Consider the following 19,872-nt stretch of genomic DNA (forward strand, 5'->3'; position numbering starts at 1 on the left):
TTGGGGGGTGTTTCGGCGCGGCTGCGTGCCGGGACTCCTTTTTAGAAGGGGATGGTAATGAAGATACTGTTTACGCTTTTACTTGGTTCGTTTCTGGTTGTTACGGCCTGCACTTTCGAGCGGAAGCTTACCGGCACCGTCTCGAGAGGAGGCTACGATTTCCCATTCGAAAGAACGTCAACCGATGATGCCTTTTACGACAGCGAGGACGATATCGTGTATCGCGTGACCTTTCCGGACGGCTCGACAGCGACCTTTGGTCATACAGACGACAGCTACCGCGCCCGCAGGGACATGCACAAAGGCATCGACACCTGGTTGAGAAACAACACGAAATCCGCGCCGGCAACCGCGATAGACACGTCCAAGAGGACGGGAACTGATGCAAGTTCCGCCAAAGGTGACCCGGACGAGTCGCGGGGCGACTGAGGCATTTCGGAAAACAGCGGTTGTCCTGATTTCCGCTTTCCCCTAACCCTTTGGAAATTGTTTTCAAGGGAGATAAACCATGTCTGATCGCCTCAACGAATACGGCTTCGACACGCTGCAGATTCATGCGGGCGCCCGGCCCGACCCGGCCACAGGTGCCCGGCAGACGCCGATCTATCAGTCCACGGCCTATGTATTCCGCGATGCCGAACACGCCGCCGCGCTCTTTAACCTGCAAGAGGTCGGGTTCATCTATTCACGCCTGACCAACCCCACGGTCGCAGTGTTGCAGGAGCGTATCGCCACGCTGGAGGGCGGCGTCGGGGCGGTCTGCTGCTCTTCGGGCCACGCGGCCCAGATCATGGCGCTGTTCCCGCTGATGGCGCCGGGCAGGAACGTGGTGGTGTCGACCCGGCTTTACGGCGGCTCGGTCACCCAGTTCAGCCAGACGATCAAGCGGTTCGGATGGGAGGCGAAGTTCGTCGACATCGACGATGCCGACGCGATCCGCGGTGCGATCGACGAAAACACCCGCGCGGTGTTCTGCGAATCCATCGCCAACCCGGGCGGCCATATCGCCGATCTGGCGGCGGTGGCAAAACTGGCGGACGCGGCGGGCGTGCCGCTTATCGTCGACAACACGTCGGCGACGCCCTATCTCTGCCGCCCGTTCGAACACGGCGCCACGCTGGTGGTGCATTCGCTGACCAAGTACCTGACCGGCAACGGCACCGTCACCGGCGGAGTCGTGGTGGATTCAGGCAAGTTCGACTGGTCGGCCAGCGACAAGTTCCCGTCGCTCAGCCAGCCCGAGCCCGCCTATCACGGCCTGAAATTCCACGAAACCTTCGGGCCGCTGGCCTTTACCTTTCACGGCATCGCCATCGGGCTGCGCGATCTGGGCATGACCCTGAACCCGCAGGCCGCGCATTACACGCTGATGGGGATCGAAACGCTGAGCCTGCGGATGCATCGCCATTGTGAAAACGCTCAGGCGGTGGCCGAATGGCTGGAAAAGGACGACCGCATCGAATCCGTGACCTATGCGGGCCTCAAATCCTCGCCCTATAACGCGCGCGTCAAGACCGTCTGCCCCAAGGGCGCGGGCGGGCTTTTCACCGTGGCGCTCAAGGCCGGGTATGACGGCTGCGTCAAGCTGGTCGACAGCCTGGAGCTGTTCAGCCATGTCGCCAATCTGGGCGATACGCGCTCGCTCGTGATCCACTCGGCCAGCACCACCCACCGGCAGCTGACACCCGAACAGCAGGAAGCCGCCGGCGCCAGCCCCAATGTCGTGCGCATTTCGATCGGCATCGAGGATGTCGATGACATCATCGCGGACCTCGATCAGGCCCTGACCAAGGCGTCTGCCTGACCTGCAGACGCCCCCAAGAATGCCCCGCGCCGGTCTCTTTCCACAAGGTGCGGGGCTTTTGCTTTGCCTCGGCGGGGAACTGCTGTAAATTCCGCTCTGTACGAGTTGACCTCCCTCAGGTCGTGCCTAAGTGTTAGAGCGTTGAGCATGAAACCGAATTTTGCCCTGACCCTCTCCTTTGAAGGGATCGGCCTGTTGCACCGGGCCTTTCCGGGATGGCATCTTGTTGGCGAAATCGGGCTCGACAACGAGGATCTGCTCAGCGATCTCAGACGGTTGCGCGAAAAGGCGGTATCTCTGGATCCCTCCGGGTTGCGCAGCAAGCTGGTGATCCCCAACGACCAGATCAGGTATATAAGCTTCGATGCCGCGGAGGCAGGCACCGACGACCTGCCGGGCCTTGTCAGGCAGAACCTCGAAGGGGCCACGCCCTATCAGCTGGACGACCTGGTATATGACTGGTCGGAAAACGGCGATCGGGTGCTGGTCGCCGCCGTCGCACGCGAGACTCTGCGCGAGGCAGAGGCCTTTGCGGCAGAACATCGTTTCAATCCCATCAGTTTCGTCGCCATCCCGGAAAACGGGCATTTCGAGGGTGAGCCGTTTTTTGGCGAAACATCCTTGGCCGCCGAAATCGCGGGCGAGGATGCGCCGGTTGAACGTGATCCGGTACCGGTCCGGGTGATCGGCACGGCCAGGCTGCCCGACCCGGTGCCGGCACAAGGCCAGCCCGAAGTCGCGGATGCCGAAGGTGATGCGGCCGATACGCCGGCGCCCGTGGAAACGGCGGCCGAGCCCAGCCCGGCCACCCAGGACGATCCTGTCGGCGGCCTTGCCGAACCCGCAGCGCCGTTCGAAACACTGGATGCCCCTGCAGAACAGCCCGACGATCAAACCGACCCCACCCGGGACGCGCCGAGCGTCTCGACCTTTGCCAGCATTCGCGCGCATCGCGGCGATGCCCCGACGTCGGCGCCGAAACTGGATGGCGTGGCGCGGCATTTCACCCCGGTGCCCGTGTCCGCCGAAGTTGTCGCCGACCACCTGCCCGGCGAACCGGATAACACCGCCACCGAGGCAGAACCCGCGCCCAAACCCGCCGCGCCCGATGCTGAACCGACGGGCATTGCAGCGCCCCGGCCGGAACCTGTGGCCGCCCCTGCCCCGGATCCGCGGGCCTTCTCCACCCGCCGCAGCGCGCCGATCGTTGCGCCGCCCGCGCCATCCGAACCCCGCGAGCGGCGGGTTTCGGCGGAAGCCAGGCACTTTAAGCCGGCCGCCCGGGACGAAGCCCGGCAGATGACCGTGTTTGGCGCCCGCGATGAGGATGTGGGCGGCAAGCCGAAATACCTCGGGCTGATCCTGACCGCCGTGCTGCTGCTTTTCCTGGCAGGCGTCGCCGCCTGGGCGTCGATCTTCATGGATGACGGGCTGGCCGGTTTCTTCCGCAGCGAACCCGAGGTGACGGTGGCGCAGGTGCCGGCCCTGCCCGAAACCGGCGGGCTACAGTCACAATCCGGCGGCGAGGAGGCTGTCGTCGCCGCGCTGACCCCCTCTACCGAGGATGTGGATGACGCGCTGCGCGAGGCGCTCAGCCAGCCCAAACCGGCCGAACTGACCGAGGACGAGGCACGTGCGCGCTATGCCGCCACCGGCATATGGCTTGTTGCGCCCGAGCAATCCGGGGTGCCGGCCGCGGGCAGCATCGAGGAGTTCTACCAGACCTCGATTGACCGCAACATCACGATCGAGGATGCGGTGGCCCTGCCCGATGTTGCATTGCTGAAGGCAGATGAACGCCCAGCGACGCCGAATTCGCCGGCCGGTGCCGGTACAACCTTTGCGCTGGACGCGCGCGGTCTGGTGGTGGCCACGGCCGAGGGCGCGCTGACGCCCGATGGTATTCGCGTTTTTGCCGGACAGCCGCCGGTGCGCCCGGTGGCGATGCTCAGGCGCGAACGGGTCGAAGAGGTCGTTGAACCGCCGGAACCGCAGGATCTGCAACAGGCCGAAACCCGCCCGAAAGACCGCCCCGCCGATCTGGCGGAACAGATCGAGCGCGGCGCGCTGAGCGGTCGGACCCGCACCGAACTGGCCGTGCTGAGGCCCAAGCTGCGCCCGCAAAGCGCGCAGGAGGCGGCCGAGCTGGCCGCGCAACAGGCGGCGGCCACAACCGCCGCGGCCGAACCCTTCATCGACCTTGATGCGGTCAACAGCGCGGTAACCGAGGCGGTACAGACCGACACCGGCTTTGCCTCGGCAACACCGCAGGCCGTGGCCTCGTCGCTCAAGCCCAATACCCGCCCGAGGAATTTCGACCGGATCGTCCGGCAAAGCACCGAGAGCCAGCAGACCGTCGCGGTCAGCGCCGCGCAAAAGGTCGCCCCGCGCATCCCGACCTCGACCAGCGTGGCAAGACAGGCCACGGAGCGCAACGTGCTGAAACTGCGCAAGGTCAACCTGATCGGTGTCTACGGCGCCCCCAGCAGCCGCCGCGCCCTGGTGCGCCTGTCGAACGGGCGCTACCGCAAGGTCAAGGTCGGCGACCGGCTGGACGGCGGCAAGGTCTCGGCCATCGGCGACAGCGAATTGAGGTACCAGAAAGGCGGGCGCAATGTCGTGCTGAAGATGCCGAAAGGTTAGGCCGGGCCAAGCTGAAGCTTGTAAACCCAGCAGAACCAAATAGACTTTCATCAGACCCGGCAGTGACAAATTCTACTTATCCAATTGCATTGGACGGCATCCGGTCAGGTCGCCAACAAAGGACCCGCTGATGGAAGGCTTTCTGTTTCAGACCTCGATCTACCTGGCTGCGGCGGTCATTGCCGTACCGCTGGCAGCGCGTCTGGGTCTGGGGTCGGTTCTGGGTTACATCGCGGCGGGCATCCTGATCGGTCCGGTTTTTGGCCTGGTAGGACACGAGACCGCCGAACTGCAGCACTTTGCCGAGTTTGGCGTGGTCATGATGCTGTTCCTCATCGGTCTGGAACTGGAACCCAAGGCACTTTGGGACATGCGCCACAGGCTGTTGGGCCTTGGCGGGCTGCAAATCGGCGTCACCACGCTGCTGGTGCTGATCGGCGCGATGGCCCTGGGCCAGGTCTGGAGCGTGTCGCTGGCCATCGGGTTGATTTTTGCACTGTCATCCACCGCGATCGTATTGCAGACGCTGTCGGAAAAGGGGCTGATGCAGACCGGCGGCGGGCGCTCATCCTTCTCGGTGCTGTTGACGCAGGATATCGCCGTCATCCCGATGTTGGCGCTTCTGCCGCTTCTGGCGCTGCCCAGAGAACCGGCAGAGGTGCTTGAGGACGCCCTGAAACAGACCGAAGACGGTGACGCCGCCCATGCCGAGAGCGGCCACGAGGCCGCCAACGCTACCCATGAGGCGGCCAACGCAACCCATGAGGCGGCCGTCTCGTTCATCCAAAGCCTGCCCGGATGGGGGGTGACACTGGTCACGATCGGGGCTGTCGCGGCCATCATTTTGACCGGTATCTACCTAACGCAGCCGGTGTTCCGGTTCATCCATGCCGCCCGGCTGCGCGAGATGTACACGGCGCTGGCCCTGCTGATCGTGGTCGGCATCGCCTTCCTGATGAACCTGGTCGGGCTTTCGCCGGCGCTCGGGGCGTTTCTGGCCGGCGTGGTCCTGGCCAGCAGCGAATTCCGGCACGAGCTGGAAAGCGACATCGCACCCTTCAAGGGATTGTTGCTGGGGCTCTTTTTCATCACCGTGGGCGCAGGCATCAACTTTACCGTCCTGTTCCGCGAATTCATCATCGTTGTCGGACTCGCCCTGGCGATCATCCTGCTCAAGGGCGCCGTGCTCTACGGTCTGGGCCGGATCTTCAAACTCCGCGGTCGCGACCTTTGGCTGTTCACCCTGTCGCTGGCGCAGGCCGGCGAATTCGGCTTTGTCCTGATTTCCTTTTCCAGCCAGACCAACGTGATCCCGCGCGAGATGACCGAACTGCTGCTGCTGGTCGTGGCGCTGACGATGCTCATCACGCCCCTGCTCTTCATCCTCTATGACTGGCTCTCGCACCGGATCGAGGATGTCAAGGAAGAGTACGAACCCGACGAGATCGACCACGGCGGACCGGTGATCATCGCCGGTATCGGCCGGTTCGGACAGATCGTGAACCGCCTGGTCCGGTCCAGCGGGTTTGATACCGTCGTGCTGGACCATGATCTGGCGGCGATCCAGCGGATGCGCCGGTTTGGCGTGAAGGGCTTCTTTGGCGATCCGTCGCGGCCTGAACTTCTCATGGCTGCCGGGTTGAAAGAGGCCAAGGTGCTGGTGGTCGCGGTCGACGATACCGATGCCGCAGTTCGCCTGGTCAGCTTTGCCCGGCGCGAACGCCCCGACCTGCACATCGTGGCCCGCGCCCGCGACCGCACGCATGTATTCCGCCTCTATCAGGCCGGTGCCAACGACATCGTGCGCGAACTTTTCGACAGCTCCCTGCGCGCGGGGCGCTACGTGCTTGAAAACATAGGGCTTAGCGAATTCGAGGCGTCGGAACTCGAAAAGTCCTTCTACCAGCACGACAGGCAATCGGTACGAGAGCTGGCCGCCTTGTGGAATCCGGATATCCCGACCGTCGAGAATTCCGAATATATCGCCCGCGCCCTGGAACTGGAAAAGGATTTGCAGACGATGCTGCTTTCGCAGCTCGAGGAATCCGTTGCCCAGCAGGCAGACCGCGACAAGACCGAGCGCAAGGCCAAGGCCTGACTAGCCCCCGCTCACCCCGGCCTCGGCAAAGGTGGCCATGCCGGAATGGCAGGCGACGGCCCCCTTCAGCACCCCGATGGCAAGCGCGGCGCCCGATCCCTCGCCCAGACGCATTTCCAGCGCCAGCAGGGGCGTCTTGCCCATCCGCGCCAGCAACGCCGCGTGAGCGGCCTCGGAGCTCAGGTGCCCGGCCACGCAGTGATCCAGCGTTTCGGCGCATTCCGCGTGCAGGCAGGCCGCCGCGGCGCCACAGATGAACCCGTCCAGGATCACCGGAATGCGCAGCATCCGCGCCCGTGCAATGGCCCCGGCCATCGCCGCAAGTTCACGCCCGCCAAGGCAGCGCAGCGCCTCAAGCCCATTGCCCCGCGCCGAGGGATTCCGCGCAAGCCCCGCGGCGACCACGCGGGCCTTGAGCGCGATACCCGCTGCATCCATCCCGGTGCCCGCCCCGGTCCACACCTGGGCTTCGCCCCCGAAAAGGGCCAGCGCGATCGCCGCGGCGCTGGTCGTATTGCCGATCCCCATCTCACCGGTAACCAGCAGATCACTGTCCGCATTCACGGCGTTCCAGCCCACATGCAGCGCTTCGACGCATTCTGCCTCGGACATCGCCGGCCCGTCGGTGAAATCCGCCGTGGGCCGGTCCAGTGACAGCGCGTGCACATCCATCCGGGCACCATAAACCTTGGCAAGCTGGTTGATCGCGGCACCGCCCTGACGGAAATTCGCCACCATCTGCGCCGTCACCTCGGGCGGAAAGGCCGAAACGCCCTTGGCCGTGACCCCGTGATTGCCGGCAAAGATAACAACCTGCGGCCGTTGGATCCGGGGGCGCGGATCACCCCGCCACCCGGCATACCAGGCGGCCAGCTCCTCAAGCCGGCCCAGCGCGCCGGGCGGTTTGGTCAGCTGCGCGTTGCGCGCCATCGCCGCGGCGCGGGCCTCGGCCTCGATTACCGGCATGTCCTGCAGCACTTGGGCAAAACCCGCCAGGGTCGAGAAATCTTGGGTCATGGGGCTTGCTCGTTGCATGTTGGCTGTGGCCTGTGTATCGCAGGCCGGTCAACAGACACAGCGGAAAAGACACCCGGGCATGGCGAAAAACGACACCAGACTGATGGAGGCTGCGGATATCGCCCGGGCGATCGGGCTGCTGACCCGCCTGCCCCTGACCGACACCGACAACAGCCGCGGCGCGGCGGCGGTCTGGGCCTATCCACTGGTGGGCCTGATCGTGGGCGGGCTGGCGGCGATGACCGGCACCATCGCCCATTGGCTGGGCCTGCCACCGGCACTCAGCGCGCTGCTGTCGCTCGCCACGCTGATCGTTCTGACCGGCGCCATGCACGAAGACGGGCTTGCCGACACGGCGGACGGGTTCTGGGGCGGCTGGACGCGTGAGGCGCGGCTGGAGATCATGAAAGACAGCCATATCGGCACGTACGGCGTGATCGCGCTGATCCTGGCAACTGCCGCGCGCTGGAGCGCCCTGTGGCTGTTGTTTCAGGCCGGTCCGGGCGTGGCCGGCGCGGGGCTGATCGTCAGTGCCGCGCTGTCACGCGCCACGATGCCGACGCTGATGGCCTATCTGCCCCATGCCCGCCCGTCCGGCCTGTCCCACAGCGTCGGGGCGCCGCCAAAACCCGCCGCATGGGTCGCCTGGGCCATCGCCGCGCTGCTGGCGCTGCTGCTGACCGGCGTGGCGGCATTCGGGCTGGTGGTCTGGGCGGCCTTGATGGCGCTGGTCGTGGCCCGGCTTGCCCGGCGGAAGATCGGCGGCCAGACCGGTGACATCCTGGGCGCCTGTCAGCAGATCGCCGAAATCGCGGTACTGTTCAGCCTGCTGGCATGACCGCGCAAAAAAACCGCGCCCACCAGGGGCGCGGTCCATCAGTTGCCAACTGACGCCGGTTCACGCAGCGCGCGAAACCAGTACGTCATCCACCTGCTTGGTGGCTTCTACCTCGTCGCCGCCGCTGACCGCCGCGACTTCGCGGGTCAGACGCTCAAGCGCCGCCTCGTAAAGCTGACGCTCGGAATAGCTCTGCTCGCGCTGATCGTCGGTGCGGTGCAGGTCGCGGACGACCTCGGCAATCGCGATCAGGTCGCCGGAATTGATCTTTTGTTCATATTCCTGCGCCCGGCGCGACCACATGGCGCGCTTCACCTTGGCCTTGCCCTTGAGCGTGGTCATCGCCTTCGAGACCACGTCCGGGCTCGACAGGCTGCGCATCCCGATCTCGGTCGCCTTGTTGGTGGGCACACGCAGGGTCATCTTGTCTTTCTCAAATGAAATCACAAACAGTTCCAGCGTGATGCCGGCGATTTCCTGCTCTTCGATCGAAACGATCTGGCCAACGCCATGCGCGGGATATACGACATAGTCATCAGGCCGAAACTCGAACTTCTTGGATTTGCTCATTCAGGTTTTCCTCGTGCGGGTAATGCCAGCCTTGCGTCCAGAACTCCCGGTAATTTGCCGTTAACGGGTTTCTCTGACGCAAAGAAATCCAACCCCGAACTGCTGTGCGGGCATTTGGATATCTGGCGGGTATCTACATTTGTAACAACTGTATATCACAAAATCGCGTCTTGCGAAAGCCCGGCGGGTGCGCTTTGCCCGCGGAGTGTGTCAAATTAAGCCTTTGAACGCTTGTGGTTATGGTTCAGAGGCACATTTTCCGCACCAGGGGAAAACGAATCAGTTCAGTTCGCTCAGCCACCCTCGCCCGGCGCTTCGGAGAAGTATTTCTCCAGCTTGCCTTCTTCGCCATCACGCTCTTCGGCCTCGGGCAGCGGATCCTTCTTGGTGATGATGACGGGCCACAGCTCTGAATATTTGCGGTTGAACTCGACCCATTTTTCCATGTCGGGCTCGGTATCGGGACGGATTGCGTCCGCCGGGCATTCGGGTTCGCACACGCCGCAGTCAATGCACTCGTCGGGGTGGATGACCAGCATGTTCTCACCCTCATAGAAGCAATCCACCGGGCATACTTCGACGCAGTCGGTGTATTTGCAGGCAATGCAGGCATCGTTGACGATATAAGTCATCTGGGTCTCGTGAATTGATTGCGCAGCCCCCACCTAATCCAGAGCCGGAGATCATTCAAGCGCCCGGGCGCGGTTCAGGGCTTATTCAGATCGAGTTTGCGGCGATCTTTCTTGGTTGGCCGACCTTTTCCCTCGTAACGCGGCGCGGCTGGACGATTTTCCTGTGTTTCCGTTCCGCCGGCGGCCGGCGTCATGTCCTCGTAAAGCGCCTGCGCCTCGGGGGCGGGGCCGCGGCGGGTGCCCAGGGCCACGATCCGCACAACCCGTATCACCCGCGCCTGCGGAAAGGTCAGCACATCATCGGCGCCAACCTGATGCGCGGGCTTGCTGACACGGGCGCCGTTGACACGCACATGCCCGGCGCTGACCTCCCGCGCTGCCAGGCTGCGCGTCTTGAAGAACCGCGCGTGCCATAACCACTTGTCCAGGCGAAGTTTTCCGGCTCCGGCCGTCGCCATTCAACTTTTGTCCTTCAACCCCATCAGAGCCGCCGCAAACGGGTTGTCGGGATCGATGCGGTCCTTTTTCTGCGGCTTCGAGGAATAGGATTTCGCGCCCTTGTCCTGCGGACCGCGCGGTTTGCCCTTGGCTGGTTTGCCCTTGCCACGGGGCTTGCGGTCCTGCTGCGGCCGCTTGCCGCGCGGTTTTTGCGCCCAGCTGAAAGTGTAGAAAACCTCGATTTCGGGCGCGCTGTCGCTTTCCGCCGCGTCGGGGGTCGTCCCCGGGGGCAGTTCGCCCTCGCTCTCGGCGGGAATATCCGCCGGCACCTTGGCGGCATCGGACGGTTCGGCAGCGACGGGGGCCGAGCCTTCGTCGGGGATCGCCTCGGCGACGGTATCTGCTGCACCCTCGGGCGCCGGCGCCTCTTTGGCGGCGGGATCGGCCATCGCCTTGTCCACCGGCTTGACCTTTTCGCGCTCGCCACGTTCGGCCCGATATCCCAGGCCCTGCATCAGATCGGCAAACTGCTCCAGCGTCATCCCGGTGATCGACAGCATATCCGCCTTGGCCTCGAACCCGGCCCGGCTGTCCTCGGTCCGCAGCATGTCGGCCAGGCGTTCCAGCATGTCGATCCGGATCGCACGCTCGCCGGCGGCGCGATAGCCCGACATCGCGTGATAAGACCGGGGCGCCGCACCGGCGTCGCCCGCCGGGACCGTGACCAAACCCGGTGGCGGCGCTTCAGGAAACTCTTCCAACCCATTGGCCAGGGACCATAATACCAGTCTCAGCCGTGTCGGCGCGGGTTTCAGAAGCAAGGGCATGAAAACGGTGAACTGGCCAAACCGGACGCCGTGTTTGCGCAGCGCGCCCCTTGCGTCCTGATCCAGCGCCTTGACCTCGTCCGCCACGTCGCCGCGAGGGATGATGCCGAAATTCTCGACCATTCGGAACCCGAAACCGCGCGCCTGACCGGTCAGCGTCTCATCGCGCTGGATGTTCAAGAGCGGTTCGAACAGGGTGGCGATCTTGCGATCGATGAAATGCTGCAGCCGGCGCTGCACTTTCGCGGCGACATCGGCACCGGCCTCGTCATCGACAAAGGCCACCGCCTGCGGTTTCAGCGGGTCCGCCCCGGCGGTCAGTTTGCCCACCGCATCGGTACCCCACATCAGCCCGCCCTGTTCGGTAAAGTCGATCTCGGTATCGGGTGCATTATAGAACCGGTCCGCCTTCAGGTGAAAATGCGGCGCCAGCGCCTGCAGGCTGGCCTGCGCGACGGTCTTGGCCTCCTGCCCCGCGGCGCCCTTGTCCTGAATAAACCTGAATCCTTCCAGCCGACCGACAAATTCGCCCTCGACCGTTACTTCGCCACTCTCGTTTACTTCGGCCACCATGGCCTCCTTCTGCTTGAGCCGGCGCAAGAGCACGGATGTGCGCCGGTCCACAAATCTCTGGGTCAGACGCTCGTGCAGCGCATCCGACAGGCGGTCTTCTACAGCGCGCGTTGCGCCCCGCCAATGGTTTTCGTCCTCGACCCAGCCTTTTCGTTGCGCCACGTAGGTCCAGGTGCGGATATAAGCCAACCGTGTCGATAATGTGTCGATATCGCCATCGGTCCGGTCGATCCGCCGGACCTGCCGGGCCAGCCAATCCTCTGAAATGCGGCCCTTTTCATGCAGGTCATTATAGATAACGCCCAGAAGGCCCGCATGTTCCGCCGGGCTGATGCCGCGGAAATCGGGAACCCGGCAGACATCCCAGAGCAACCTCACCGACGGGCCGTCCCCGGCACGCGCGCGGATTTCCGCCTGCTCTGACAAGGCCCTGAGCGCGCGCAGGTCATCCGCCTCGCGCCCACGCGACAGCAATTCATGCTGCGGCCTGGCCTCGAGCGCGCCGATCAGCCCGTCGACCGAACCGAAGGCCAGGTCCGAATTGCGCCATTCCAGTTTCCGGATCGGCGTGAACCGGTGGTCCATGATCGCGCGCGCCACTTCATCGGGCAGGTCGGGCGCCTCGCCCGTGACCCCGAAGGTGCCGTGGCTCATCCCCCTGCCCGCGCGCCCGGCTATCTGCGCCAGCTCGTTCGGGGCAAGTTGCCGCATCCGGAGGCCATCGAACTTGGTCAGGCTCGAAAACGCGACATGGTTGATGTCCAGGTTCAGCCCCATCCCGATCGCATCGGTCGCCACCAGGTAATCCACATCGCCATTCTGGTAGAGATCGACCTGCGCGTTGCGCGTGCGTGGGCTAAGCGCGCCCATGACCACCGCCGCGCCGCCCTTCTGGCGCCGCAACAGCTCGGCAATGGCATAGACGTTATCGACGGAAAACCCGACAATGGCGCTGCGCGCGGGCATCTTGCTGATCTTCCTGGGGCCCACATATGTCAGTTGCGACATCCGCTCGCGGCCCAGGAACACGACCCCGGGCACCAGCGCGGCGATGGTGGGCCGCATGGTCTGCGCGCCCAGGAATTGGGTTTCGCGCAATCCCCGCATCTTCAGCAGCCGATCGGTAAAGACATGGCCGCGTTCGGGGTCGGCGCAGAGCTGGATTTCATCGACCGCAACGAAATCCGCCCCCATCCCCTCCGGCATCGCTTCGACGGTGCAGACCCAGTATTTCGTACGTTCCGGCACGATCCGCTCTTCGCCCGTGACCAGTGCCACCACCGACGGGCCGCGAATGGCGACGATCTTGTCGTAGACCTCGCGCGCCAACAGGCGCAGCGGCAAGCCGATCACCCCGGTCGGATAGCCCAGCATCCGCTCGATCGCGTAGTGGGTCTTGCCCGTATTCGTAGGCCCCAGCACTGCCAGGATCCGTGACTGCTCGGCCATCGGCCTGCTCCGTTTCTGTCAGAGGTCTTCGCCGCCCAACGTCGCGCTCAACCGGTCCAGCACGTCAGATATGTCTTCGTAATGGGGATGGATCTCGAAAACGCGCGAATATGCCTCATAGGCCATTTCAGGCCGGTTTAACTCTTCCAAGAGAACCCCCAGCCCGTAGATCGCCTCGAAGTTGCGCGGGCGCAAGGTCAGCGCGCGCTCCAGGTCGGACACTGCCTGACCGAACAGTTCGGCCTGACGATAGGCCACCGCCCGCAGATGCCAGCCCTCGGCGAATTCCGGTGCATGATCGGTGAGCGCGGTAAGATGTTCGATGGCCGCCTGCGTCTCACCGGCCTCCAGCGCATCGCGCCCGCGTTTCAGCAGCAGGTCCATCGCGGAAGAGCCCGACCGGGACAGTTCCAGTATGATTTCATTGCCGATTTTCTTCGCCTCAGCCGGTTCAGCCTGCTTCAACTGCGCATAAAGCTGGTCCAGACGGGCCTGGTCCACGGCAGCGCAAGGTAAGGAAAACATGACTATCGCGACAAATGCCGCAACGGTATTCTTGAGGAAGTGATTCAGTGCGCTCATAACAGCGTAGAGTTTAGCGTGCGCAGCCGGAATTCAAACCCCCGGACTGCCAAAATCGGAGGAAACGCAGATGAGCGACGTAATCACAGCGGCCGTGGATGCCCTGAAGAACAAGATGGGCGACAGCGGCTTTGCCGGCACGGCGAAATTTGTCGTCGAGGACGAAGGCAGCATCATGATCGACGGCGACGGCGTGCGCGCCGCGGATGACGCGGCCGATGTGACATTGACGGCCGATACCGAAACCTTCCAATCCATCCTCGAAGGCGATCTGGACCCGACGGCGGCCTTCATGTCGGGCAAGCTGAGCATCGACGGTGACATGGGCCTGGCGATGCAGCTGGGAAGCGCGCTGAGCTGATGGAAAGCGCACCCCTTTTCGCGGAAATCGCGGATAGTCCTGACGGCGGAGAGGCCTGGTGGCTGACCGCAGATGACGGGGTGCGCATCCGGGTCGGCGCCTGGGCAAGAGAAGCGGCCAGGGGAACGGTTCTGCTGTTTCCCGGCCGCACGGAATATATCGAGAAATACGGTCGCACGGCGGCGCATCTGGCGAAACGCGGTTATGCCACGATGGCAATCGACTGGCGCGGCCAGGGCCTTGCCGACCGGCTGGTCAGCGATGTGATGGCCGGTCACGTTCTGTCGTTCAGCGACTATCAGCGCGACGTCGCGGCGATGGTGGCGGCTGCGAAGGCGCTGGACCTGCCGAAACCCTGGCACCTGCTGGCCCATTCCATGGGCGGCTGCATCGGGTTGCGGTCCGTCATGAATGGGCTGCCGGTGGCCTCCTGCGGCTTTTCCGCGCCGATGTGGGGCATCCAGATGTCGCAGACATTGCGCCCGGTCGCGTGGTCGCTCTCGTGGGGCGGGCGGCAGTTCGGGATGGGTCACAGGGTGGCGCCGGGCACATCGCCCGAAAGCTATGTCCTGATCGAACCGTTCGCGACCAACAAGCTGACCAACGACCCCGAGATGTACCAGTTCATGATCGACCAGACCATCGCGCAGCCTGCGCTTGGCCTGGGCGGCCCCAGCCTGCGCTGGCTCTACGAGGCGCTGCGCGAATGTCGCGACCTGTCCCGCCTGCCCTCGCCCGAAATGCCCTGCATGACCTTCCTGGGGTCGGAAGAGCAGATCGTGGATGTGCCACGCATCCGGGACCGGATGGACCGCTGGACCGGCGGCACGCTGGAGATGATCGAAGGCGGGAAACACGAATTGCTGATGGACAGCGCGGATATTCGCGGCCCCGTCATGGACAGCTATTGCGACATGTTTGACCGCGCGGGGGAAAACCGCGTGGATCGCGCGGCACCTGCTGCCGCTGGCGGCCCGGCCCGGAAATCTCCGGCCTCATCGCGCCACCGTCGCTCAGGTAGCGGGCTGGCTTTTTTCCCGTTCCTGCCCCTGGGGGCGTTCCGGTCGCGATCACGTCGCCGGGATGCCGAGACATCATTTCCCTCGGACAATATATGATCTGAGCCACCGAAAAGGTCCGTGGCCGGATAGCGGCGGACCCATTCCGAACGACCGCCTTGCCGCAGCGGCCAAACGTCATTGTCTTGGCACATCGCATGTCATTTTCTGTCAGCATCGCCACCGTTAGCCGGGCCATCAGGCTGGCCTTTCGCGCGTTTCAGCCTAATCTCGACGCATGGTTCTCAGCTTCACCCAGGCGGGCATCTACTGTGCCGCCGGCGATTTCCATATTGATCCCTGGCGCCCCGTCGACCGGGCGCTTATCACCCATGGTCACGCCGATCATGCGCGACCCGGTCATGCGCGCTATCTTTGTACCGACATCGCCGCCCCGGTCCTGCGCCATCGTCTGGGCAAGATCACGCTGGACACGGTGCGCTATGGCGAGGACCGGACAATCGGCACGGCCCGGGTGTCCTTTCACCCGGCGGGCCACGTCCCCGGTTCGGCGCAGATCCGGGTCGAGGTCGGCGGGCAGGTCTGGGTGGTCTCGGGCGATTACAAGGTCTCGGCCGATGCGCTCTCGACCCCGTTCGAGCCCGTGAAATGCCACAGCTTCATCACCGAATGCACCTTTGGCCTGCCGGTCTTTGCGTGGCCCGACGAGGACGCGATCCGCGCTGAGATCAATGCCTGGTGGGCCGCCAATGCCGCCGACGGGCGCGCCAGCCTGCTGGGTGCCTATTCGCTTGGCAAGGCGCAACGGGTGCTGAGCCTGCTTGACACGGGCATCGGTCCGATCCTGACCCATGGCGCGGTGGAAAACACCAATGCCGTGATGCGCGGCCAGGGGATCAACCTGCCGGAAACCGTGCATGTCACGCCCGAAACCGATCCGAAATCCCATCCCGGCGCGCTGGTGCTGGCCCCGCCCTCGGCGCTCGGGTCCACCTGGGCGCGGCGGTTCGGGGCCCATTCCACGGGGTTCGCCTCGGGCTGGATGCGCCTGCGCGGGGTGCGGCGACGGCGCGCCGCCGACCGCGGGTTTGTCCTGTCGGATCATGCGGACTGGGCCGGGCTGAACGATGCCATCGCTGAAACCGGCGCGGAAAAACTATATGTCACGCATGGTTACACCGATATCTTCGCGCGCTGGCTGAACGAATGCGGCTATGACGCCGAGGTTGTTCCGACCGAATTCACCGGCGAAACCCTGGACGACGGAGAGGCCGAATGAAACGCTTCGTCGCGCTTTATGCCGCCATCGACCAGACCACCAAGACCACCCGCAAGGTGGCGGCGCTGGCCGACTATTTCACCGCCGCGCCGGACGACGACAAGCTCTGGACCATCGCGCTTTTCTCCGGGCGCCGCCCGCGCCGCGCGATCACCACGACGAAACTGCGCGAATGGGCGGCAGAACGCGCGGGCATACCGCTCTGGCTGTTCGAGGAAAGCTACCCGATCGTGGGCGATCTGGCGGAAACCATCGCGCTGGTGCTGCCGCCGCCCTTGGCCAGCCAGGATGACAGCCTGTCTGACTGGGTCGCCCGCCTGCGGTCGCTGGACCAGGCCAGCGAAGAGGACCGCAAGACCGCGATCCTGGCCGCGTGGGATCAGATGGAGGCCGCCGAACGGCTGGTGTTCAACAAGCTGCTGACCGGCGGTTTTCGCGTCGGCATCAGCCGCAAGCTGATGACCCGCGCGCTGGCACAGGCCACTGGCCAGGACGAGGCGGAACTGGCCCACCGGCTGATGGGCGACTGGCACCCCGATACCACCAGCTATGCCGCGCTGATCGAGGCACCTGACCCATCCGCCGGCCTCTCGCGCCCCTACCCGTTCTGCCTTGCCTATGCGCTGGAGGGCGCGCCCGCCACACTCGGCCCGCCCGGGGGTTGGTGCGCGGAGTGGAAATGGGACGGCATCCGCGGCCAGATCATCCGCCGGGGCGGCGAGCATTTCGTCTGGTCGCGCGGCGAAGAACTGATGACCGACCGCTTCCCCGAGTTTGCGCGGCTGTGCGATTTCCTGCCCGATGGTGTGGTAGTGGATGGTGAAATCCTGGCCTGGGATCACGCGGCGGACAGGCCCCTGCCTTTCAACGACCTGCAAAAACGCATTGGCCGCAAGACCGTGCCAAAGAAACTGCTGAAGGACGCACCGGCCATGCTGGTCGCCTATGATCTGCTGGAACGCGACGGCCGGGACATTCGCGATCGTCCCTTTGCCGAACGTCGTGCACGGCTTCAGACCTTGCTGAAAGAGATCCCTGAAGAGACCCCGATCCGTCTGGCGCCGCTGCTGGCCTTCGACGACTGGCAGACCCTGGCCGATCTGCGCCTTCAGGCGCGTGACAACCGCGCCGAAGGGCTGATGCTGAAACGCGCTGACAGCCCCTATCACGTGGGCCGCAAGAAGGGCGACTGGTGGAAATGGAAGCTGGACCCGCTGACCATCGACGCGGTGATGATCTATGCCCAGCAGGGCCACGGGCGGCGCGCCAACCTGTTCACCGATTTCACCTTTGCGGTCTGGAACGGCAACGAGCTGGTGCCCTTCGCCAAGGCCTATTCCGGCCTGACCGATGCCGAGTTCCGCAAGATCACGGCCTGGGTGCGCAAGAACACGGTGGAACGCTTCGGACCCGTCCGGCAGGTCACGCCCGAGCATGTGTTCGAGATCGCGTTCGAGGGCATCGCGCCCTCGACAAGGCACAAATCCGGCGTCGCCCTGCGGTTTCCCCGGATGGCCCGCTGGCGGCATGACAAGCCGATCAGCGAGGCCAACAGTTTGGACGATCTCAGGGAGATTTTGGCGCAATATGGTTGAGGCCGCCGCCCGTCCCGCCTATGTCAGGTCAAACGATTTCAGGAGAGCCCCATGTTACACATGATCCAGCCCGCATTCGACGCCACCGACGCCGCAGAAGGCCATGACGGGAAGGATCTGGGAGAGTTGCCGGAATGGGATCTGAGCGATCTCTACGCCTCCGCAGACGCACCCGAACTGCAGCGCGACCTTGAATGGCTGGAAAAGGCCTGTGCCGATTTCGCCGCCGATTACGAAGGCAAGCTTGATACGCTGGATGCCGCCGGGTTGCTGGACTGCATCCATCGCGACGAGAAGATCAGCAATATCGCCGGGCGGATCATGTCCTTTGCCGGGCTGCGCTATCACCAGCTGACCACCGATGGCGGGCGCACCAAGTTCCTGTCGGATTGCCAGGAAAAGATCACCAATTTCACCACCCCGCTGGTGTTCTTCACGCTGGAACTGAACCGGCTGGACGAAGAGAAGCTGAAGACGCTCTACGCAGAGAACGCCGATCTGGCCCGCTATGCGCCGGTGATCCGCCGCATCCGTGCGATGAAGCCGCATCAGCTGAGCGACGAGCTGGAAAAATTCCTGCATGACATGGGCGTTGTCGGCGACGCGTGGGAGCGCCTTTTTGACGAGACCATCGCCGGGCTGAGTTTCGACGTTGACGGCGACACACTGAACATCGAAGGCACGCTGAACCTGCTGACCGAACAGGACCGCACCAAGCGCGAGGCCGCGTCCCGCGAACTGGCCCGCGTCTTTGGCGACAACATCCGCACCTTCGCCCGCGTGCACAACACCGCCGCCAAGGAAAAAGAGGTGATCGACCGCTGGCGCAAGATGCCCACCGCGCAGACCGGGCGGCACCTTTCCAACGACGTCGAGCCCGAGGTGGTCGAGGCACTGCGCAACGCGGTGGTCGCCGCCTACCCCAAGCTCAGCCACCGTTACTACGAGCTGAAGCGCAAATGGCTTGGCCTTGACAAGATGCAGGTCTGGGACCGCAACGCACCGTTGCCGGTCGAGGATACTAGGATCGTCGACTGGGACGGCGCGCGGACAACGGTGATGGAAGCCTATTCCGCCTTTGATCCCCGCATGGGCGACCTGGCCCGGCCGTTCTTTGACCGCGGCTGGATCGACGCGGGTGTGAAACCGGGCAAGGCACCCGGCGCCTTTTCCCACCCCACCGTCACCACGGTGCACCCCTATGTCATGCTGAACTATCTGGGCAAGCCGCGCGACGTGATGACCCTGGCGCATGAGCTTGGCCACGGCGTGCATCAGGTGCTGGCCGCAGAACAGGGTGAATTGCTGGCCTCGACCCCGCTGACGCTCGCCGAAACCGCGTCGGTCTTCGGCGAGATGCTGACCTTCCGCAAGATGCTGGATGCCGCCAAGGACGATGCCGAACGCAAGATCCTTCTGGCGGGCAAGGTCGAGGACATGATCAATACCGTCGTGCGCCAGATCGCGTTCTATGATTTCGAATGCAAGCTGCACGCCGCGCGGCGCGAGGGCGAACTGACGCCTGACGATATCAATGCGCTTTGGATGTCCGTGCAGGCCGAAAGCCTTGGCCCCGCGTTCGAGTTCATGGACGGGTACGAGACCTTCTGGGCCTATATCCCGCATTTCGTGCATTCGCCGTTCTATGTCTATGCCTATGCCTTCGGCGACGGGCTGGTGAACGCGCTTTATGCGGTCTACGAGGAAAACCCGGAGGGCTTCCAGGACAAGTATTTCGACATGCTCAAGGCCGGTGGATCGAAACACCACAAGGATCTGCTGGCGCCTTTCGGGCTGGATGCGTCGGACCCGAAATTCTGGGACAAGGGGCTGTCGATGATCTCGGGCTTCATTGACCAGCTCGAAGCGATGGAGGGGTGAGCGGAAACACCGGCCGCTGGTCCGCGCTGCGCGAGCGGTTGAAGCCGCTGCGCGAGTGCATCCGCCGGCATGTTCCGCGCGGCTTGCGAATTATCCTGGGCCTGCTGCTGATCATTGGCGGGCTGTTCGGTTTCCTGCCGATCCTCGGCTTCTGGATGATCCCGCTTGGTGTCATGGTGGCGGCAATGGACGCCGAACTCTACCGCCGCTGGCGCCGCCGCCGAAACCGGCGGAAGAGGCGTTAGCACACCTTCCGCAGCCCGCCG

General features: G+C 64.2%; 17 protein-coding genes and 1 pseudogene. 11 read left to right on the top strand and 7 right to left on the bottom strand.

Annotated elements, in window-relative coordinates:
* Window positions 1–57: 57 nt before the first annotated feature.
* The 4 genes from AAFO92_RS11385 (at window position 58) to AAFO92_RS11400 (ending at window position 6,545) form a co-directional block, all read left to right on the top strand.
* The gene (locus tag AAFO92_RS11385; RefSeq protein WP_347535142.1) at window positions 58–429 is read left to right on the top strand and encodes a hypothetical protein; all 372 of its coding nucleotides are present in this window, start codon (window positions 58–60) and stop codon (window positions 427–429) included.
* Between the two features lie 79 nt (window positions 430–508).
* Window positions 509–1,804, top strand: a complete 1,296-nt coding sequence (locus tag AAFO92_RS11390; protein WP_347535144.1) for an O-acetylhomoserine aminocarboxypropyltransferase/cysteine synthase family protein — start codon at window positions 509–511, stop codon at window positions 1,802–1,804.
* Between the two features lie 147 nt (window positions 1,805–1,951).
* Window positions 1,952–4,447 (top strand): hypothetical protein, encoded by a 2,496-nt coding sequence (locus AAFO92_RS11395; RefSeq protein WP_347535146.1) that lies wholly within the window; start codon window positions 1,952–1,954, stop codon window positions 4,445–4,447.
* Between the two features lie 130 nt (window positions 4,448–4,577).
* A complete protein-coding gene (locus AAFO92_RS11400) occupies window positions 4,578–6,545 on the top strand; it encodes a cation:proton antiporter (RefSeq protein ID WP_347535148.1) in 1,968 nt (655 codons plus the stop codon).
* Here the strand turns inward: AAFO92_RS11400 and cobT are convergent, their stop codons facing one another.
* Window positions 6,546–7,562, bottom strand: coding sequence for a nicotinate-nucleotide--dimethylbenzimidazole phosphoribosyltransferase (cobT, locus tag AAFO92_RS11405; protein ID WP_347535150.1), 1,017 nt, complete (start codon window positions 7,560–7,562; stop codon window positions 6,546–6,548).
* A 79-nt stretch (window positions 7,563–7,641) separates the two neighbouring features.
* On the opposite strand from cobT, the gene cobS reads away from it, so the two are divergent.
* A complete protein-coding gene (gene cobS, locus AAFO92_RS11410) occupies window positions 7,642–8,400 on the top strand; it encodes an adenosylcobinamide-GDP ribazoletransferase (protein ID WP_347535152.1) in 759 nt (252 codons plus the stop codon).
* A 60-nt stretch (window positions 8,401–8,460) separates the two neighbouring features.
* On the opposite strand, the gene AAFO92_RS11415 is transcribed toward cobS, so the two are convergent.
* The 5 genes from AAFO92_RS11415 to AAFO92_RS11435 all read right to left on the bottom strand — a co-directional run bounded on the left by AAFO92_RS11415 (window position 8,461) and on the right by AAFO92_RS11435 (window position 13,390).
* Window positions 8,461–8,970, bottom strand: coding sequence for a CarD family transcriptional regulator (locus AAFO92_RS11415; RefSeq protein WP_306115687.1), 510 nt, complete (start codon window positions 8,968–8,970; stop codon window positions 8,461–8,463).
* A 293-nt stretch (window positions 8,971–9,263) separates the two neighbouring features.
* Window positions 9,264–9,602, bottom strand: coding sequence for a ferredoxin FdxA (gene fdxA, locus AAFO92_RS11420; RefSeq protein ID WP_005849180.1), 339 nt, complete (start codon window positions 9,600–9,602; stop codon window positions 9,264–9,266).
* Window positions 9,603–9,676: 74 nt separating this feature from the next.
* Window positions 9,677–10,060, bottom strand: coding sequence for an RNA-binding S4 domain-containing protein (locus AAFO92_RS11425; protein WP_347535155.1), 384 nt, complete (start codon window positions 10,058–10,060; stop codon window positions 9,677–9,679).
* Complete coding sequence (locus tag AAFO92_RS11430; protein WP_347535157.1) at window positions 10,061–12,889, bottom strand: helicase-related protein; 2,829 nt, start codon at window positions 12,887–12,889, stop codon at window positions 10,061–10,063. It lies immediately after the preceding gene.
* Between the two features lie 18 nt (window positions 12,890–12,907).
* On the bottom strand, window positions 12,908–13,390 hold the full coding sequence (locus AAFO92_RS11435) for a tetratricopeptide repeat protein (RefSeq protein WP_347535159.1): 483 nt from the start codon (window positions 13,388–13,390) through the stop codon (window positions 12,908–12,910).
* Between the two features lie 151 nt (window positions 13,391–13,541).
* On the opposite strand from AAFO92_RS11435, the gene AAFO92_RS11440 reads away from it, so the two are divergent.
* Window positions 13,542–13,832 carry an SCP2 sterol-binding domain-containing protein gene (locus tag AAFO92_RS11440; protein ID WP_347535161.1) on the top strand — a complete coding sequence of 97 codons (291 nt, stop codon included), beginning with the start codon at window positions 13,542–13,544 and terminating at the stop codon, window positions 13,830–13,832.
* Window positions 13,832–14,950: an alpha/beta hydrolase gene (locus tag AAFO92_RS11445; protein ID WP_347535163.1), complete on the top strand. Its 1,119-nt coding sequence runs from the start codon at window positions 13,832–13,834 to the stop codon at window positions 14,948–14,950. The genes AAFO92_RS11440 and AAFO92_RS11445 overlap by 1 nt, the downstream gene beginning before the upstream one ends.
* Here the strand turns inward: AAFO92_RS11445 and AAFO92_RS11450 are convergent.
* Window positions 14,847–15,089 (bottom strand): annotated as a pseudogene (locus tag AAFO92_RS11450) (fumarylacetoacetate hydrolase family protein); the annotation flags it as partial. The gene AAFO92_RS11445 and the pseudogene AAFO92_RS11450 sit on opposite strands and share 104 nt — an antisense overlap.
* A 39-nt stretch (window positions 15,090–15,128) precedes the next feature.
* Between AAFO92_RS11450 and AAFO92_RS11455 the strand changes: the two are divergent.
* Genes AAFO92_RS11455 through AAFO92_RS11470 form a run of 4 tightly spaced genes read left to right on the top strand, consistent with a single transcriptional unit; the run spans window position 15,129 to window position 19,851 of the window.
* The gene (locus AAFO92_RS11455) at window positions 15,129–16,130 is read left to right on the top strand and encodes a ligase-associated DNA damage response exonuclease (protein WP_347535165.1); all 1,002 of its coding nucleotides are present in this window, start codon (window positions 15,129–15,131) and stop codon (window positions 16,128–16,130) included.
* Window positions 16,127–17,725, top strand: a complete 1,599-nt coding sequence (locus AAFO92_RS11460) for an ATP-dependent DNA ligase (protein ID WP_347535167.1) — start codon at window positions 16,127–16,129, stop codon at window positions 17,723–17,725. The genes AAFO92_RS11455 and AAFO92_RS11460 overlap by 4 nt, the downstream gene beginning before the upstream one ends.
* A gap of 60 nt (window positions 17,726–17,785) precedes the next feature.
* A complete protein-coding gene (locus AAFO92_RS11465) occupies window positions 17,786–19,606 on the top strand; it encodes a M3 family oligoendopeptidase (protein WP_347535667.1) in 1,821 nt (606 codons plus the stop codon).
* Window positions 19,603–19,851, top strand: a complete 249-nt coding sequence (locus AAFO92_RS11470) for a hypothetical protein (RefSeq protein ID WP_347535169.1) — start codon at window positions 19,603–19,605, stop codon at window positions 19,849–19,851. Before AAFO92_RS11465 ends, AAFO92_RS11470 begins: the two co-directional genes overlap by 4 nt.
* Window positions 19,852–19,872 lie beyond the last annotated feature (21 nt).

It is taken from the genome of Roseovarius sp. CAU 1744 (assembly GCF_039839345.1).
Lineage (GTDB): Bacteria > Pseudomonadota > Alphaproteobacteria > Rhodobacterales > Rhodobacteraceae > Roseovarius.